The 18,031-nt window shown below is 58.6% G+C and carries 16 protein-coding genes; 8 read left to right on the plus strand and 8 right to left on the minus strand.

The window, feature by feature from the left end:
• Positions 1–12 precede the first annotated feature (12 nt).
• Positions 13–1,386: a Trk system potassium transporter TrkA gene (gene trkA, locus BLL42_RS13995; RefSeq protein ID WP_071552632.1), complete on the plus strand. Its 1,374-nt coding sequence runs from the start codon at positions 13–15 to the stop codon at positions 1,384–1,386.
• Between the two features lie 115 nt (positions 1,387–1,501).
• Positions 1,502–1,816 (plus strand): tetratricopeptide repeat protein, encoded by a 315-nt coding sequence (locus tag BLL42_RS14000; RefSeq protein ID WP_071552633.1) that lies wholly within the window; start codon positions 1,502–1,504, stop codon positions 1,814–1,816.
• Positions 1,817–1,832: 16 nt separating this feature from the next.
• Here BLL42_RS14000 and BLL42_RS14005 read toward each other — a convergent pair whose 3' ends face one another.
• The 3 genes from BLL42_RS14005 to tag all read right to left on the minus strand — a co-directional run bounded on the left by BLL42_RS14005 (position 1,833) and on the right by tag (position 3,695).
• A complete protein-coding gene (locus BLL42_RS14005; RefSeq protein WP_071552634.1) occupies positions 1,833–2,072 on the minus strand; it encodes a PilZ domain-containing protein in 240 nt (79 codons plus the stop codon).
• Positions 2,073–2,192: 120 nt separating this feature from the next.
• Complete coding sequence (locus tag BLL42_RS14010) at positions 2,193–3,080, minus strand: lysophospholipid acyltransferase (protein ID WP_071552635.1); 888 nt, start codon at positions 3,078–3,080, stop codon at positions 2,193–2,195.
• Between the two features lie 51 nt (positions 3,081–3,131).
• Entirely contained in the window at positions 3,132–3,695 is a 564-nt protein-coding gene (tag, locus tag BLL42_RS14015; protein WP_071552636.1) for a DNA-3-methyladenine glycosylase I, read from the minus strand.
• Between the two features lie 81 nt (positions 3,696–3,776).
• Between tag and glyQ the strand changes: the two genes are divergently transcribed.
• The 5 genes from glyQ to BLL42_RS14040 all read left to right on the plus strand — a co-directional run bounded on the left by glyQ (position 3,777) and on the right by BLL42_RS14040 (position 9,432).
• Positions 3,777–4,730: a glycine--tRNA ligase subunit alpha gene (glyQ, locus tag BLL42_RS14020; RefSeq protein WP_031319418.1), complete on the plus strand. Its 954-nt coding sequence runs from the start codon at positions 3,777–3,779 to the stop codon at positions 4,728–4,730.
• Complete coding sequence (glyS, locus tag BLL42_RS14025; protein ID WP_071552637.1) at positions 4,727–6,781, plus strand: glycine--tRNA ligase subunit beta; 2,055 nt, start codon at positions 4,727–4,729, stop codon at positions 6,779–6,781. Before glyQ ends, glyS begins: the two co-directional genes overlap by 4 nt.
• Before the next feature lie 10 nt (positions 6,782–6,791).
• Positions 6,792–7,325, plus strand: coding sequence for a D-glycero-beta-D-manno-heptose 1,7-bisphosphate 7-phosphatase (gmhB, locus tag BLL42_RS14030; RefSeq protein ID WP_071552638.1), 534 nt, complete (start codon positions 6,792–6,794; stop codon positions 7,323–7,325).
• An 81-nt stretch (positions 7,326–7,406) separates the two neighbouring features.
• On the plus strand, positions 7,407–8,177 hold the full coding sequence (locus BLL42_RS14035; protein WP_071552639.1) for a lysophospholipid acyltransferase family protein: 771 nt from the start codon (positions 7,407–7,409) through the stop codon (positions 8,175–8,177).
• Positions 8,178–8,406: 229 nt separating this feature from the next.
• Complete coding sequence (locus tag BLL42_RS14040; RefSeq protein WP_071550690.1) at positions 8,407–9,432, plus strand: IS110 family RNA-guided transposase; 1,026 nt, start codon at positions 8,407–8,409, stop codon at positions 9,430–9,432.
• A gap of 483 nt (positions 9,433–9,915) precedes the next feature.
• Here BLL42_RS14040 and BLL42_RS14045 read toward each other — a convergent pair whose 3' ends face one another.
• The 3 genes from BLL42_RS14045 to BLL42_RS14055 form a co-directional block, all read right to left on the minus strand.
• The gene (locus BLL42_RS14045; protein ID WP_071552640.1) at positions 9,916–12,222 is read right to left on the minus strand and encodes a CHASE2 domain-containing protein; all 2,307 of its coding nucleotides are present in this window, start codon (positions 12,220–12,222) and stop codon (positions 9,916–9,918) included.
• Positions 12,223–12,240: 18 nt separating this feature from the next.
• A complete protein-coding gene (locus BLL42_RS14050) occupies positions 12,241–13,242 on the minus strand; it encodes a FecR family protein (protein ID WP_408003998.1) in 1,002 nt (333 codons plus the stop codon).
• 429 nt (positions 13,243–13,671) lie between these two features.
• Positions 13,672–13,962: a hypothetical protein gene (locus tag BLL42_RS14055; RefSeq protein ID WP_071552642.1), complete on the minus strand. Its 291-nt coding sequence runs from the start codon at positions 13,960–13,962 to the stop codon at positions 13,672–13,674.
• Between the two features lie 182 nt (positions 13,963–14,144).
• Between BLL42_RS14055 and BLL42_RS14060 the strand changes: the two genes are divergently transcribed.
• On the plus strand, positions 14,145–14,858 hold the full coding sequence (locus BLL42_RS14060; protein WP_071552643.1) for a response regulator transcription factor: 714 nt from the start codon (positions 14,145–14,147) through the stop codon (positions 14,856–14,858).
• 145 nt (positions 14,859–15,003) lie between these two features.
• Here the strand turns inward: BLL42_RS14060 and BLL42_RS14065 are convergent, their stop codons facing one another.
• Complete coding sequence (locus tag BLL42_RS14065) at positions 15,004–15,333, minus strand: hypothetical protein (RefSeq protein ID WP_071552644.1); 330 nt, start codon at positions 15,331–15,333, stop codon at positions 15,004–15,006.
• A gap of 280 nt (positions 15,334–15,613) precedes the next feature.
• Complete coding sequence (gene gyrB / locus BLL42_RS14070) at positions 15,614–18,031, minus strand: DNA topoisomerase (ATP-hydrolyzing) subunit B (RefSeq protein ID WP_071552645.1); 2,418 nt, start codon at positions 18,029–18,031, stop codon at positions 15,614–15,616.

An 18,031-nucleotide genomic window follows, 5' to 3' on the forward strand; every position in this document is an offset into this window, starting at 1 on the left:
GGGAGTGACTGGATGAAGATCATCATCCTCGGCGCCGGGCAGGTGGGCGGCACATTGGCGGAACACTTGGCCAGCGAAGCGAACGACATCACCGTGGTCGACACCGACGGCGAACGCCTGCGTGACCTCGGTGATCGCCTCGATATCCGCACCGTGCACGGTCGCGGCTCGCTCCCGACAGTACTGCGCCAGGCCGGTGCCGACGACGCCGACATGCTGGTGGCGGTAACCAACAGCGATGAAACCAACATGGTCGCCTGCCAGGTCGCGCACACCCTGTTCCACACCCCGACCAAAATCGCCCGGGTGCGCGAAGCCGCGTACCTGACCCGCGCCGGCCTGTTCGACAATGACGCGATTCCGGTCGACGTGTTGATCAGCCCGGAACAAGTGGTTACCCACTACATCAAGCGCCTGATCGAGCACCCCGGTGCCTTGCAGGTGATCGACTTCGCCGAGGGCAAGGCCCAGCTGGTGGCGGTCAAGGCTTACTACGGTGGGCCGCTGGTGGGTCAGCAACTGCGCCAGTTGCGCGAACATATGCCGAACGTCGACACCCGCGTGGCGGCGATTTTCCGTCGTGACCGACCGATCCTGCCGCAAGGCGATACGGTGATCGAAGCCGACGACGAAGTGTTTTTCATCGCCGCCAAAGCGAACATTCGCGCAGTCATGAGCGAAATGCGCCGGCTCGATGAGAGCTACAAACGTATCGTCATCGCCGGCGGCGGGCAGATCGGCGAACGGCTGGCCGAGGCCATCGAAAGCCGCTATCAGGTGAAGATCATCGAGATGAATCCGGCGCGCTGCCGCTACCTCTCGGACACCCTCGACAGCACTGTGGTGTTGCAGGGCAGCGCCTCGGACCGCGACTTGCTGCTGGAAGAGAACATCGCCGACGCCGATCTCTTCCTGGCGCTGACCAACGACGACGAAGCCAACATCATGTCATCACTGTTGGCCAAACGCCTGGGCGCCAAAAAGGTGATGACCATCATCAACAACCCGGCCTACGTCGACCTGATCCAGGGCGGTGATATCGATATCGCCATCAGCCCGCAGCTGGCGACCATCGGCACCTTGCTGGCCCACGTGCGCCGTGGCGATATCGTCAGCGTGCACTCGCTGCGCCGCGGTGCGGCAGAAGCCATCGAGGCGATTGCCCACGGTGATGCGAAGTCGAGCAAGGTGATCGGCAAGGCCATCGAAAACATCGTCCTGCCGCCGGGTACGACTATTGGTGCGATCATTCGCGACGAAGAAGTGTTGATCGCCCACGACGACACCGTGATCGAAGCTGGCGACCATGTGATTCTGTTCCTTGTGGATAAAAAGCATATTCGCGATGTGGAGAAGTTGTTCCACGTGGGGTTGAGCTTTTTCTGATCCGACATTGCCAAGATCGCAGCCTGCGGCAGCTCCTACGCCGAACGGATTTATCCCGTAGGAGCTGCCGAAGGCTGCGATCTTTTGATTCTCCAAGCTTACGAAGAGGCTACCGATGATCGAATCACTGGAAAAAATGCTCGCCAAGGGTGTGGATAACTCGCTGCTGCGCTTCGGCCTGGGCAAGGGTTATCTGGATCTGGGCGAAAATGCCAAGGCGGCCGAGCATTTCAGCCGGTGCGTGGCGTTCGATCCGAAGTACTCGGCGGCCTGGAAGTTGTTGGGCAAGGCTCACTTGGCGCTGGCTGACCATGCCGCCGCCCGCCAGGCCTGGGAGCAGGGTCTGGAAGCCGCCCGCGCGCACGGTGACAAGCAGGCGGAAAAGGAAATGACGGTGTTTCTGAAGAAGCTTGACCGGCTGGGCAACTGATCGAAAAACGCTCAGGTCAAAGGTATCGCAGGCCGATGCCTTCAGCGTCGACCTGCACCACTTCCATGCGCACGCGCGGCGCACCGCACGGCAAATCCTGCACCTGGCCATAGACCACTGCGCCCTTGGCCAACGCCGCGAGCGTCGGATGCTTCACGTAGACGCCGCTGGCGGATAGGTTGCGGGTTTGGCCCAGGCACTCGCCGAAGCTCTCGTGCTGGATCTTGATTCGAAATGACTTACGGTGTTCGGACATCTTCTGCGCCCTTGATTGAACGGTTGTGGATAATCCGAAGAGCAAGATCAAAAGACCGTCCGAACGCGGCCCGAACCTGCGGCAGCTCCTACACGTTATCCACAGATCATGCCAATGGGATCAATACCAGCGCTCTTCGCCTGGCGGACGTTTCTTGAAGCGCTTCATGCTCCACATGTACTGGCTCGGGTAAGCCCGCACGTACTTCTCGACAATCTGGCTCATGGCTGCGCAGGACGTCTCGGTATCGGTGCTGTACATCGCCTCGGGCGCGGCTTCCAGGATCACTTTGTAGCCTGAACCGTCCGGCAGGCGCAGGGCGTGCAGGAAGACTCCGACCGCTTTCCCGCCCGCGAGCATGTTCGGCACAAACTTGCTGGTCAAGGCCTTGGTGGCGAAGAAGGGTACGAAGATCCCGGCGGATTCGGCCGGTTCCGGGTCAGCCGGAATCCCTACCGCCCCCCCTTTGCGCACTTCCTTGATGACGCTGAGGATGCCTTCCTTGGTGGAGGCCGCCACGCGGTTGCCCAGTTGCACCCGTTGTTTGCGCAGCAATTCGTCCACGGCCTTGAGCTTGGGTGGACGGTAAAAAATAATCGGTTTGCACTGGCTGCAATAGAAGTGGTTCAACACTTCCCAGTTGCCCAAGTGACTGGTAATGCCGACCACGCCTTTGCCGGAAGCCAGCGCGTCCTTGAGCACATCGAGGCCTTCGACTTCACGCACCAGATCGATGGAGCGCTGGGCCGGCCAGATCCAGGCGCAGGCACTTTCGGTCAATGATTTGCCGATGTCCATCAGGCTCTGTCCCACTAAACGCTCGCGCTCGGCGGCGTCCATGTCCGGGAAACACTTGGCAAGGTTGATGCGCACCACGTCGCGGGAACGGTTGGGGGTTTTCCACATGACCCAGCCAATCGCCGCGCCGACCGCTTGCACCGCCCGCCACGGGAGCAGGGCAAACAAACGCAGAGCGCCTACCAGCAAGGCGCCTTTAAACTTATCCACAGGTCACTCCTGATCTTCTAATCCGACGTCATGATCCGTATCACGAGCCGGCTATTCTAACCGCCCATTGCGCAAGATGGCGTAACGATCACAATCGGTGGTGTGATCCATGACCATGCCCGAGGCCTGCATCAACGCGTAGCAGATGGTCGGGCCGACAAAGGTGAAGCCGGCTTTTTTCAGACCTTTGCTCATCTCCACGGCGACCGGCGTCACGGCCGGCACTTCGCTGCGATCCTTGAAATGATTGATCTTCGGGACGCCGCCGACAAACGACCAGAGCAGCTCCACCGGGTCCTCCAGCGCCATCCAGGCCTGGGCATTGCGCCGGGCGGCGTTAAGCTTGAGACGGTTGCGGATGATCCCCGGATCGAGCATCAAATCGTCGATCTCAGCGTCACTCATCTGAGCCACCCGCTGTACATCGAAGCCAAACAACACCTCACGGTAGCGCTCGCGTTTCTTCAGCACGGTGATCCATGACAGACCGGCCTGGAACCCTTCGAGCAAAAGCAACTCGAACAAGCGCTGCGCATCGCGTAGCGGTACGCCCCACTCTTGATCGTGATAAGCCATGTACAACGGATCTTCGGAACACCAAAAGCAGCGTGGCATAAGGCTCCAGGGGGCGTGCGGACGAACGAATCGGGTATACTCCCGCTCTTTAAATCGCAGCCCAAGAAACAGGTGAATTTCGTGAGCCAGCCTACGCCAGCCGTGCGTACCTTCCAAGACTTGATCCTCGCCCTCCAGCAATACTGGGCCGAGCAAGGTTGTGTGGTACTTCAGCCCTACGATATGGAAGTAGGCGCCGGCACTTTCCATACTGCCACGTTCCTGCGCGCCATCGGCCCGGAAACCTGGAACGCCGCTTATGTGCAGCCCAGTCGTCGCCCGACTGACGGCCGCTACGGCGAAAACCCGAACCGTCTGCAGCACTACTACCAGTTCCAGGTAGTTCTGAAGCCGAACCCGGACAACTTCCAGGAACTGTACCTGGGCTCCCTCAAGCACGTGGGCCTGGACCCATTGGTGCACGACATCCGTTTCGTCGAAGACAACTGGGAGTCGCCGACCCTCGGTGCCTGGGGTCTGGGCTGGGAAGTCTGGCTCAACGGCATGGAAGTGACCCAGTTCACCTACTTCCAGGCAGCGGGCGGCATCGAGTGCTACCCGGTGACCGGCGAGATCACTTACGGTCTCGAGCGCCTGGCCATGTACCTGCAAGGCGTGGATTCGGTCTACGACCTGGTCTGGGCTGACGGTCCGTTCGGCAAAGTGACCTACGGCGATGTGTTCCACCAGAACGAAGTGGAGCAGTCGACCTACAACTTCGAACACGCCAACGTCGAGAAACTGTTCGAACTGTTCGACTTCTACGAAAGCGAAGCCAAGCGCCTGATCGAACTCGATCAACCGCTGCCACTGCCGAGCTATGAAATGGTGCTGAAGGCCTCGCACACCTTCAACCTGCTGGATGCACGCCGGGCCATCTCGGTGACGGCGCGTCAGCAATACATTCTGCGTGTCCGCACCCTGGCGCGTTCCGTTGCGCAAGCCTATTTGCTGGCTCGGGCCAAGCTGGGCTTCCCGATGGCGACCCCGGATTTGCGTGATGAAGTGTTGGCTAAGCTGGAGGCTGCACAATGAGTGCTCAAGATTTCCTGGTTGAACTGGGCACCGAAGAGCTGCCACCCAAGGCCCTTAACACCCTGGCTGAAGCGTTCCTCGCCGGTATCGAGAAGGGCCTGCTGGCCGCTGGCCTGGGCTTTGAAGCCAAACAGGTCTATGCCGCACCGCGTCGCCTGGCCGTGCTGATCACCGCACTGGCCACTCAACAGCCGGATCGCAGCATCAACCTCGACGGTCCGCCACGTCAGGCCGCCTTCGATGCCGAAGGCAACCCGACCCAGGCTGCCCTGGGTTTTGCCAAGAAGTGCGGCGTCGAGCTGAGCGAAATTGATCAGAGCGGGCCGAAGCTGCGTTACAGCCAAAACATCGCCGGCAAGCCGACCGCCAGCCTGTTGCCGACCATCGTCGAAGATTCGCTGAACGACCTGCCGATTCCCAAGCGCATGCGCTGGGGCGCTCGCAAGGAAGAGTTCGTTCGTCCAACCCAATGGCTGGTGATGCTGCTCGGCGACCAGGTTGTCGACTGCACTATCCTCGCCCAGAAGGCCGGTCGCGATTCCCGTGGTCACCGCTTCCATCACCCGCAAAGCGTGCGCATCACTTCGCCCGCCAACTACCTGAACGACCTGCGCGCGGCCTACGTGTTGGCCGATGCCAATGAGCGCCGCGAGCTGATCAGCAAGCGCACCGCCGAGCTGGCAACGATGCAGGAAGGCACCGCGATCGTGCCGCCGAGCCTGCTCGACGAAGTGACCGCGCTGGTGGAATGGCCAGTGCCGCTGGTGTGCTCGTTCGAGGAGCGTTTCCTCGATGTGCCGCAAGAAGCCCTGATCACCACCATGCAGGACAACCAGAAGTACTTCTGCCTGCTGGATGCCGACGGCAAGTTGCTGCCACGTTTCATTACCGTGGCCAACATCGAGAGCAAAGACCCGCAGCAGATCATCGACGGTAACGAGAAAGTGGTTCGCCCACGTCTGACCGACGCCGAATTCTTCTTCAAGCAAGACAAGAAGCAGAAACTCGAAGACTTCAACCTGCGCCTGCAGAACGTGGTGTTCCAGGAAAAACTCGGCAGCGTCTACGATAAGGCCGAGCGCGTTTCCAAACTGGCCGCGTTCATCGCGCCACACATTGGCGGCAACGCCCAGTGGGCGGCGCGTGCCGGCCTGCTGTCGAAGTGTGACCTGGCGACCGAGATGGTCGGCGAGTTCCCGGAGATGCAAGGCGTCGCCGGTTACTACTACGCCCTCAACGATGGCGAGCCGGAAGATGTCGCACTGGCGCTGAACGAGCAATACATGCCGCGCGGTGCCGGCGCCGAACTGCCGACCACCCTGACCGGTGCGGCCGTGGCAATCGCTGACAAGCTCGACACCCTGGTCGGGATCTTCGGTGTCGGCATGCTGCCAACCGGTAGCAAAGACCCGTATGCCCTGCGCCGTGCCGCGCTCGGCGTGCTGCGGATCCTGATCGACAAGAAGCTCGAACTCGACCTGACCGACGCCGTGGCCTTCGCCGTCGCCGCGTTCGGCGCCAAGGTCAAGGCTGCCGGCCTGGCTGATTCGGTGCTGGAGTTCATCTTCGACCGTCTGCGTGCCCGTTACGAAGACGAAGGCGTGGATGTCGCCACCTACCTGTCGGTTCGTGCCCTGAAACCGGGCTCGGCCCTGGACTTCGATCAGCGCGTACAAGCGGTGGAAGCGTTCCGCAAACTGCCGGAAGCCGCTGCACTGGCCGCGGTAAACAAGCGCGTATCGAACCTGCTGAGCAAACTTGAAGGCAGCGTGCCGACCACCGTTGAAGCCAAGTACTTCGACAACGCCGCTGAATTCTCCCTGTACTCGGCGATCCAGCAAGCGGATCAAGCGGTGCAGCCAATGGCTGCGGCCCGTCAGTACCGCGAATCGCTGGCGCGTCTGGCCGCGTTGCGCGAGCCGGTCGATGCGTTCTTCGAAGCGGTGATGGTCAACGCGGAGGACGCCAAGGTCCGCGCCAACCGTTATGCGTTGCTGGCACGTTTGCGTGGCCTGTTCCTCGGCGTTGCCGACATCTCGTTGCTGGGCTGAGGAGCTACTGTTGAAACTGCTGATTCTCGATCGGGACGGAGTGATCAATTACGACTCCGACGCTTACATCAAGTCGGTGGAGGAGTGGATTCCGCTCCCCGGCTCGATCGAAGCCATCGCGCAGTTGAGCAAGGCCGGCTGGACGGTAGCGGTGGCTACCAACCAGTCAGGCATTGCTCGCGGCTACTACGATGTCGCTACCCTCGACGCCATGCACGAGCGCTTGCGCGCGTTGGTGGCGGAGCAGGGCGGCGAACTCGGCCTCATCGTCTATTGCCCTCACGGGCCGGACGAAGGCTGCGACTGTCGTAAGCCCAAACCCGGCATGCTTAAAACCATTGCCGCACATTACGACGTGGCGCTGACTGACCTATGGTTCGTCGGCGACAGTCTCGGTGACCTGAAGGCGGCAAAAGCCGTCGACTGTCAGCCAGTTTTGGTAAAAACCGGAAAAGGCGAAAAGACGCGGGGCTTGACCCTTCCGGCTGGCACCTTGATTTTTGACGATCTGGCGGCGATTGCCGCAGAACTTATCTACAACTAGGCTCTTCTGACATCCTGATCAAGGACTGTTCGGGAAGCGCTTTTAACAGGCGGGCACAGCCCCGCAACGGTAAATGCGGCCATGTCGATCTTGCAGGCAATCAGAACCTTTCTTTTTTACCTGCTGCTGGGCACCAGCTCGTTGCTCTGGTGCAGCCTGAGCTTTTTTATCGCGCCTTTTTTACCGTTCAAGGCGCGCTACCGTTTCATCAACGTCTACTGGTGCCGCTGCGCACTGTGGCTGAGCAAGGTGTTCCTGGACATCCGCTATGAAGTCAAAGGCGCCGAGAACGTCCCCGACCAACCGTGCGTGATTCTGTCGAACCACCAGAGCACCTGGGAAACGTTCTTCCTGTCGGCCTACTTCGAGCCATTGAGCCAGGTGCTCAAGCGCGAATTGCTGTATGTGCCGTTCTTTGGTTGGGCGATGGCCATGCTGCGACCGATCGCCATCGACCGCGACAACCCGAAAGCCGCGCTCAAGCATGTGGCGAAGAAGGGCGATGAGCTGCTCAAGGACAATGTCTGGGTGCTGATTTTTCCGGAAGGTACCCGCGTTCCGTTCGGCACGGTCGGCAAGTTCTCTCGTGGTGGCACGGCGTTGGCGGTCAATGCGCAGTTGCCTGTGCTGCCAATCGCCCATAACGCCGGCAAGTTCTGGCCGAAAACCGGTTGGTTCAAAAAACCTGGCACCATCACCGTGGTCATCGGTGCGCCGATGTATGCAGAAGGCACCGGCCCACGGGCGATTGCCGAGCTCAACGACCGTGCCGCGGCCTGGAACGAACAGACCCAACGGGACATGGGTTCGCTGCCGCCACAGCCCGCTGCGGCAGATAAAGAGGCTGTCTGAGCTTCTGTGGATAACCTGTGTACCGTTTTGTTGAAAAGCGTCTTATTTGTTATCTAAATTTATGATTTATATAGATATTTCTTAAGCTCATAAAACGCAGGAAAACGTGCATAAGTTTTCACGACGCAAAAAAAAACCGGCTATTGGCGCCGGTTTAATGAGATGGTCACCCCCACACCCTGCGAGGGCTACGCTTTCGCAGGGTGTTTTGTTTTCGGAGGCCATCATCATGAGCGAGTCAGCGCTGATCGGAATCGATCTCGGTAAACACAGTTTCCATCTGCACGGCCAGGACAAATCCGGGCGAGAGGTGTTTCGCAAGAAGCTCTCGCGCCCACAGATGATGCAGTTCTTCGGCAACCTACCGGCCTGTACCGTGGTGATGGAGGCGTGTGCCGGCGCGCATTTTGTCGCTCGTCAGCTGATCGCCATGGGGCATCAGGCCAAACTGATTTCTCCGCAGTTCGTCCGGCCCTTCGTCAAGGGCAACAAAAACGACTTCGTGGATGCCGAGGCCATTTGCGAAGCCGCTTCACGTCCGTCGATGCGCTTCGTCTCGCCTAAAACCGAGGCCCAGCAGACTCTTTCCGTTCTGCACCGCCTGCGCGAATCGCTGGTGCACGACCGCACCAAAGCCGCCAATCAGATGCACGGTTTCCTGTTGGAGTTTGGTATCAGCCTGCCCAAAGGTCTGGCGATCATGAAACGTTTGGCGAGTATCTTGGCCGAGCATGAGTTGCCGGTTCGGCTCACCGGGCTGTTGCAACAACTGCACGATCACTTCGTTTGCCTGGATGAGCAGATCAAGGAACTGGATAAAGAGCTGGCAAGCCAACTGGCCGCCGATGATCTGGGCAGTCGCCTGCTGAGCATGCCGTGTGTCGGCCCGATCACCGCCAGCCTGTTGGCTGTCGAAATGGGCGACGGCCAACAGTACAAGTGCAGTCGCGACTTCGCCGCGTCTGTGGGTCTGGTGCCCAGACAATACAGCACCGGTGGCAAGGCGAATTTGCTCGGCATCAGCAAGCGCGGTGACAAGCACCTACGGCAATTGCTGGTGCAGTGTGCTCGGGTCTACATGCAAAGGCTGGACTACCAGCGCGGCCGTTTGGCCGACTGGGTACGCTCAATGCTGACGCGACGCCACTCGAACGTGGTGGCCTGTGCCTTGGCTAACAAGCTGGCGCGGATCGCGTGGGCGCTAGCGGCCCACCATACGCAGTATGAAGCAGGGCCAGACGCGCTGAACGCCTGACCCTGCGGTTGTTGCAGTACCACGAACCACCCTTCAGGTTTTGCGATAGCTGAACAACGGATGACGTGAACGGCCCACCGGCCTGACGAACAACCTGGCACAAAAATCGGCTTTAGAAAGCCGTCGGTTTTTTCAGGATCGTCAGGCGCGACTCTCATCGTGGCGCGGGGCATGCCCCAAACAGACGCCGGATAGATTTAAGCAAGCCAACCACTTCACCCATTAATCAGTATTGCAAAAACGGGGGTGACCATAGATTTTTATGCCTGTTTAAATCCCTGGTTATCACGCGATCCGTAGCAGCTGGCGCAGCCTGCGTCCGGCTGCGCAGCAGTCGTAAATCCTGCTTGCAGGGGCTACTTGAATCACCGCGGTTTCTGATTTTACGACTGCTTCGCCCGAGCGCGGACCTAGCCGGACGCAGCCTCGCAGGCTCGACAGCTGCTACGGAGGGCAGCTCCATACCGTATTTCAGGAAGTACTTCACTCTTCCAGCAACGGCAGTTGAACGCTGAACGTCGTGCCTTGCCCGATCGCGCTTTCACAGAAAATCCGTCCGCCGTGGCGATCCACCACGGCCTTGACCATCGACAATCCCAGACCCAGTCCCTCACTGCCTTGCGACGAAGCAAAGCGCCGGTACTGGCTGAACAGTTCGGGGAGTTCTTCGGCTGCAATACCCTTGCCCTGGTCGGTGATCTCGCAGGTCAGCCAGCCCTGTGCACAACTGACCCGCACGCTGACGTGCGACCCTGCCGGGCTGTATTTGATGGCGTTTTCCAACAGGTTGAACAGCGCCCGAGTCAGCAACGACTGGTCGGCAAGGACCATGCCTTCCGCCTCTTCATCCAGATCATGCAGCAACTCGATCTGCTTGAGTTGCGCGATACTCATCGCCTGATCGAACGCATCGAGCACCAGCATCGCGAACATGCTCGGCTCGAACTGGTAAGCCTCGGACTCGGCCTTGGCCAGTTGCACAAAGGCCTCGGTCAGGCCCAAGGCTTTGCGTACCTGCAACTCGATCTGGTTGAGCAGCTGCGTGTCACCCGTGCCTTGGTAATGCTGGACGTCGAGCAAGGCCAAAATCGCCGAATGAGGAGCGCGCAGGTCATGGGAAAGGAACCGCAGCAGCACTGCGCGCTGTTCCTCGGCATCGCGCTCAAGGCTCAAATCCGTAAGGCTGAGCAGCCAGCCAATTGCCGTTCCGCCTTCAGCCGGCAGCAATGGCGCCAGGTCCAGACGCAAACTCCGCCCTTGGGTGTCGCGAAACTCGCTGGTCTCAAGCGTCGACAACGCAGGACTTCCCTGCTCAAACAGCCCCGGATAACCAATCTCCGAGAGCCGTTGCAGCAGGTCTTCACCGACCAGATCGCTGGCAAACAGCCCCCGCGCATTACGGTTGGCCAGCAGGATTCTCCCGCCGGGATCGCTGATCAACGTCGCCACCGGCAGGTACTCCAGGCCGTCAGCGATGAACCGTCGGGTGTCGCGGGTCCGGCTCATCGCCTGTTCCAGCGCGACGATCTGCCCCTGCAATACATCGCCGGCCGGTGACGACGTGCGGCGGCGCTCGGGAAACACTTTCGGCTCACTATCAAGCCGTGCCAGTTCCCAGCCGAAGTAGGCGAGCACCGCGCTCAGGCGTCGCCAGTTCCAGATCAAATACCCCAGCAGCATCCCCAGCAAACTGGCGGTGGGCGACCACCACCAACCGGCTCGGAGCAACAGCGCCGAGGCGAGCAACGCCATCACCATGCAAACCAGGGTCAACCACAAGGCGCGCCGTGGACGAAATAACAACAAGGCCAGCAGCAACGCGACAATGGCCGTCGACAACCCGACCGCCCAGCCATCGGCAAGTACCACAATACTGCGCTGTTGCAGCAGACCGTTGAGGATGTTGGCTTGAATCTCGATGCCTGGCGTTGTGCCGATGCTCGCCGATTGCGGTGTCACATAGCGGTCACCCAACCCTGGCGCCGTGGAGCCAATCAGGATCAGGCGATCACGCAGCAACTCGGGTGGCACTTCACCACGCAACACGCTGACGTAAGGAACGCTGGGGAAACCCGCATTCGCGCTGATAAAGGGAATTCGAATGCCGTTGGTTCGTTGCCAGCCTTGAACCGTCAATGACAACGGCGAGCCGGGCAGGGTAGCCAGCCCGTCTGTGGTCGTCTCGTAGAGCAGCCAGGCCAGTTGCGACCTTGGGTTGCGCTCAGGGCCTTCGCGCAGGTACACGCTGCGCACGATGCCATCAGCGTCCGCCTCAGCGTTGATATGCCCGATACCTTTGGCACAGCGACTCAGCGGCGCCACGGGTTCGATTTCACCCAGCGGCTGCCCATAACGGGCAACCCCTTCGCGCAGCAAAGGCACGAACACGTTGCCGGCCCGGCATGCAGCGTGTGCCAGGCGCAGATCGTTGTCGGGAAGTTTGTCAGGCTCGCTGAAAATGACATCGAACAGCACGCCCTTGGCCTTTGCATCGCTGAGCCGATCCAGCAGGTCGGCGTGCAAGGTTCGTGACCAGGGCCACTGACCGAGTTGCTGCAAGCTGTAATCGTCGATGGTGACGATGAGGATTCGCGGGTCGACCGGTAGCGGACTCAGCCGACGCAGATTGTCGTACAGCAGATTGCTCAGCGTCAGCCCATGGTTCAAGGACAGAAGCGCCGTCAGCGGCAGCAGGATCAGACTGACCCACAGCCATTCCCGGACCATCCGACGAAACAGCCGCTGGGCCTGGGTCGGCTCGCGCCCCTCCTTCCTTGGCCAGTGCTTCATCGGCAAATAGCCGAGTCGTTATTGGACACGCGTGGTCCTGGGGTAATAGAAGATGTCATATACCCCGGTCTCTCCCTCAAGCCCCTGCTCGTCATACGCAGAGAGTCGAACATGGTAGAAAAACGCCTTCAACCCACTGAAGTTGATCTCTGGTGTGCTGGAAAACTGTTCCTGCTTGATGTTCAGGAAGTCCGTGTCGGTCGCCACTTGCGCCCGGTAGCGCGTGGCCCCGTGCAAGGGTTTCATGATCAATTGCCAGACCGGAGCGGGGCCAGTTTGACCGGTCTGCCCCAATAACTGAGGCGCGGGCAACAGCTCAATCGGCGTCAGCTTGCCTTCCTTCTGAATGCGTAAACCCTGGCGAGCCATGACCTGCACTTCATCTGCCGGTTTTTCGGCTTTTTTCGCGAGAGGTTTACCCGTGCGTTTTTTCGCTGGCGCGTCAGCGTCTTCACCACGATCGACGGCCACCTGGCCATTCAGCACTTCGATCAGCGATTGCCCATTGTCGTTGTTCCGCACCCGAAAGTGTGTGCCTCGGACACCCAGCACGCCGACCGGCGTCACGATCTGAAAACGATCATAGTCGCTGGCGCGCTTAATCACATACGACTCGACCTGACCTTGCTCAAGAATCACCTGAGGGACAACAAGTTCTTCGTTCAATCGCAACGTGACCTGCGAACTGGACGGAAGAACGATGCGAGATCCATCGCCCAGCGACAGACTGACGAACGCAGAAGGGGAAGTCTTCACGCCTTCCTGCTCGTCAACCGTCATCCCTTCTTCGAGCGCCACCTGATTGCCCTTGCGGTCGAGCTTCCAGGCTTCGCCCGTCAGGTGTTCGACAGTGGCGGGCAGGGGTTGTCCACGGCATTGCTGATGGTCATCGATATACGGCAAGCGCTTTGAATCGAAGAACGCTGCAGATGCGCTCTGGGTCAATGGACTCACCAGGCCAACGACCAGCAACAGGCAGCTGCCCAGGCGGTGACGATGCAAAGAAGTCATTTGGCTCATTGGATTCGCTTTTCACGCTTTTATTAGAATCTGGCCGCTCATCTGATTCATCAGCCTTACGCACCTTACCCGACAGGGCTCTACGGCAGATAGCCCACATCTATGCATAACGCCCCTATCAATTACAAAAGCAATCGCGGATATCCATAAAGGCAAACAAATCAAAGAGGGTAGGAGGTGACACATCCGTGTGTCAGAACCGGGTCAGTATCAATCCGGTTTTACAAGGTGAGAGGGCACTCCCTTTTTTCCCCTGAACTGCCGACCGCAAGCGAACCGGCGATCGGCGGTCCCGCCAGGTTGGCGATGACACTCCCTGTGTCGGAGCACTTCCGAATGCTCCTGTGCCACTCAACGCTTGAGAATTTACCGACCACGACAGTCGATGAGGCAATTCTCCATATTTGTTCAGAATTGCCCGAGCCCTCGTTAGAACACCCAGCGCTGCTGCTCTTCAGGAAGCCGAAGTGGCGCCGGTTGCTCGCCGTCTGCGGGAGCGCTCACCGGTGCGAAGCCCCGTGAATCACTGAACGCCACATTCACCACCGCGGGACTGAAATAGCGCTGTGTCATGTGTTCATCCGGTACTTCGCTGCTTGAATTCACGGTCAGCGAAACAACTCCCACATAGACCAAAAATGCCAACGACAGGCAGCGTGCCAGCGCCTTGTCCTTGGTCACCTTCACGATCAGTGCACGAACATTCAGGCTGTTCCTCATCCTTGCGTCCTCGAGTCTTCGAGCTGATATCCGTCGGTTGACGGCCAATTGATATCAGCCTACCCAGACGCATGGAATCGAGAGCAATTCACCACAATTGTTCAGATTCAGACAATCAGCCTAAACTCCGCACATAGGATTTTTTACCCATCGCACTCTACGAGCTGAAGGAAACGCCCCGCATGCGTGTCGCAATACTGGATGACGAACCCGCCGAGCTACGCCGGGTGGAACAGACACTGCGACAGATTCCCGGAACCGGGGAGCAAGCGTGGACCTTGCACAGCTTCGAGCGGGGCGAAGACCTGCTACGCCAGCTTCGACGCGAGACCTTCGATCTGTTGATACTCGACTGGCAGTTGCCCGATCTCAGCGGTCTATCGCTACTACGCTGGACCCGCGAACATATGGAGGCACCTCCCGCCGCCATCATGCTCACCAGCCGCGATGCCGAGAGTGACATCGTCCAGGCCTTGAACGCCGGCGCCGATGATTACGTCAGCAAACCGTTTCGCCCCAACGAACTCAAGGCCCGCGTCAGTGCCGTACTGCGCCGACATGGATTGCCGCACGGTGCGGCCAGCGAAGTGCTTACGTTCAACGATCTGAACTTCGACGACGCCGAACTGACAGTGACCCGCGCTGGAAAACCCATCAGCCTGACCGAACGTGAATACCGTCTGGCCCGCTGCCTGTTTGCTAACCTGGGCCGGCCGCTGTCACGGGAGTATCTCTACGAGCGTTTCTGGACCCATGAAGAAATGGTGTCTTCCAGACCACTGGACACTCACATCTACCGCTTGCGCAACAAGCTTGGGCTGACGGCGGATCGCGGTTGGCAGTTGCTGACGATCTATGGGTATGGGTATCGACTGGAAAGCGTGGTTAGCGCGTAGGAGCTGCCGCAGGCTGCGATCTTCAAATGTCTTCTCGCGAACAATAAAAAAGGCCAACGCTGAGCGTTGGCCTTTTTTATTTTTGCAGGTTGTACCGGGTGCAGGGTCTCAAAATAGACACCCAATCAACAGAAGCAAATTGAACCTAGCCACCAATCTGGTGGCTTACCGCATTTTCTTGCTGGTTAAGGGTCTTTTGCTCCTGCTTGGTGATGTGCCCTTTATTCTGGCTAGCCATGTCCCGTTCTTCCTGACGAATCTGGTGGTCTTCCTTATGCAGGTTGCTCGCCTGTCGCTTGGAAATTTCGCCTTCTTTGACTTCGTTATGGATTCGCTTGTTCTGGTTGGCCAGACGATTATTTACTTCGGCTCGACGTGGGTGATCTTTTTTCCACTGGCCATCAGCAGCCATTGCATTAGCGGCAACCAGACCCACAACGGCGGACAACAGAATAGCAGCGAGCTTCTTAGCCATGTTTGATTCCTACTGAATACTTTAAGGGCTGGCCCGGTTGATTTGATCAGCACCGCCGGCCATGTAGTTACTGAATCGTCCCTGCTTCCATAGACACGATTAAGTGCCGACAGTTCATTGAGAATAAGCCTAGCAGTTAGGTCGACCCTCGATGTCCGAAAAATCCCCAAAAAAAAAGGCCAGCGCTGTGCGCTGGCCTTTTGTCTGGCCTACCTCTTAGGGTAGGCCAGACTCATTTACTTTTGAAAGTGTGCATCTTTTTTGCGAACCTACAACAGGATCAGAAGTCCAGGTTAGACACCGCCAAGGCGTTGCTTTCGATGAAGTCACGACGTGGCTCGACCGCATCACCCATCAGGGTGTTGAAGATCTGGTCCGCGCCAATGGCGTCTTCGATGGTCACTTTGAGCATCCGGCGCGAGCCTGGGTCCATGGTGGTTTCCCACAACTGATCCGGGTTCATCTCACCCAGACCTTTGTATCGCTGGATGGTATGACGCTTGGTGCTTTCGGCCATCAACCATTCAAGGGCTTCCTTGAACTCGGTGACGGCTTTCTTGCGCTCGCCGCGCTGAATGTAAGCGCCTTCGTCCAGCAAGGTGCTCAGTTGAGCGCCCAGGGACACGACGGTCTTGTAGTCATTGCTACCGAAGAAGTCGCGGTTGAAGGTGACGTAGTTCGACAGGCCGTGGGAGATCAGTTCGACCTCTGGCAGCCAGACGTTACGTTCACGGTCTTCACGCAGGCTGGCTTTGTAGACCAGGCCGGACTTCTCGACGGTGCGCAGGCGAACTTCGAACTGGGCCAGCCAATTCTGCATCGCTGCATGATCGGACAGTTGCTCCATGCTCACCGCTGGCAGGTAGATGAAGTGCTCGGTCAGTTCCTGTGGGTACAGGCGCGACAGACGCTTGAGGGTCTTCATCACCAGACGGAAGTCATTCACCAGACGCTCAAGGGCTTCGCCGGAGATACCCGGTGCTTCCTCGTTCAGGTGCAGGCTCGCATCTTCCAGGGCCGACTGCGTCATGTACTCTTCCATGGCGTCGTCGTCTTTGATGTATTGCTCTTGCTTGCCCTTTTTCACTTTGTACAACGGCGGCTGAGCGATGTAGATGTAGCCACGCTCGATCAGCTCCGGCAACTGACGGAAGAAGAAGGTCAGCAGCAGGGTACGGATGTGCGAACCGTCGACGTCAGCATCGGTCATGATGATGATGTTGTGATAACGCAGCTTGTCGATGTTGTACTCGTCGCGGCCGATGCCGCAACCCAGCGCAGTGATCAAAGTGCCCACTTCTTGCGAAGAGATCATCTTGTCGAAACGCGCCTTCTCGACGTTCAGGATCTTGCCCTTGAGGGGCAGAATCGCCTGGGTCTTGCGGTTACGTCCCTGCTTGGCGGAGCCGCCAGCAGAGTCACCTTCCACGAGGTACAGTTCGGACAGGGCTGGGTCTTTTTCCTGGCAGTCCGCCAGTTTGCCCGGCAGGCCGGCAATATCCAGTGCGCCTTTACGACGGGTCATCTCGCGGGCTTTACGCGCTGCTTCACGAGCACGGGCCGCGTCGATCATTTTGCCGACAACCAGCTTGGCTTCGTTCGGGTTTTCCAGCAGGAAGTCGGAGAAGTACTTGCCCATTTCCTGTTCGACCGCGGTCTTCACTTCGGAAGAAACCAGCTTGTCTTTGGTCTGGGAGCTGAACTTCGGATCCGGCACCTTGACCGAAATGATCGCGGTCAGGCCTTCACGGGCATCGTCACCGGTGGTGGCGACTTTGTGCTTCTTCGCCAGGCCTTCCGCTTCGATGTAGGTATTCAGGTTACGCGTCAGTGCGGAACGGAAACCCACCAGGTGAGTACCGCCATCGCGCTGAGGAATGTTGTTGGTGAAGCACAACAGGTTCTCGTTGAAGCTGTCGTTCCACTGCAAGGCGATTTCCACGCCGATGCCATCTTCACGCTGGACGTTGAAGTGGAACACCTGGTTGACCGGAGTCTTGTTGGTGTTCAGGTATTCAACGAACGCACGCAGGCCACCTTCGTACTTGAACAGCTCTTCCTTGCCGCTGCGCTCGTCCTTGAGGACGATGCCGACACCGGAGTTGAGGAAGGACAATTCACGAATCCGCTTGGCCAGGATGTCCCAGCTGAAGTGGATGTTCTTGAAGGTTTCAGCCGAAGGCTTGAAGTGGATCTGTGTACCGGTGGACCCGCTTTCACCAACGATCTTCATCGGTTCTTGTGGAACACCGTGAACGTAAGTCTGTTCCCAGATCTTGCCGCTACGGCGAACGGTCAGGATCAGTTCTTCGGACAGGGCGTTTACAACCGACACACCTACACCGTGCAGACCGCCGGATACTTTGTAGGAGTTGTCATCGAATTTACCGCCAGCGTGCAGCACGGTCATGATGACCTCAGCCGCCGAGACGCCTTCTTCTTTATGCACGTCTACCGGAATGCCACGACCGTTGTCGCGCACGGTGATGGATTCGTCCGGGTGGATGATGATGCTGATGTCGTCGCAATGGCCGGCCAAAGCTTCGTCGATCGAGTTATCGACCACCTCGAACACCATGTGGTGCAGACCGCTGCCATCGTCGGTGTCACCAATGTACATACCGGGACGTTTGCGTACGGCATCCAGGCCTTTCAGCACTTTAATGCTCGTTGAGTCGTACGTATTTTCTTCGCTCAT

Origin of the sequence: Pseudomonas frederiksbergensis, assembly GCF_001874645.1 — a bacterium.
GTDB classification, from domain to species: Bacteria; Pseudomonadota; Gammaproteobacteria; order Pseudomonadales; family Pseudomonadaceae; genus Aquipseudomonas; species Aquipseudomonas frederiksbergensis_B.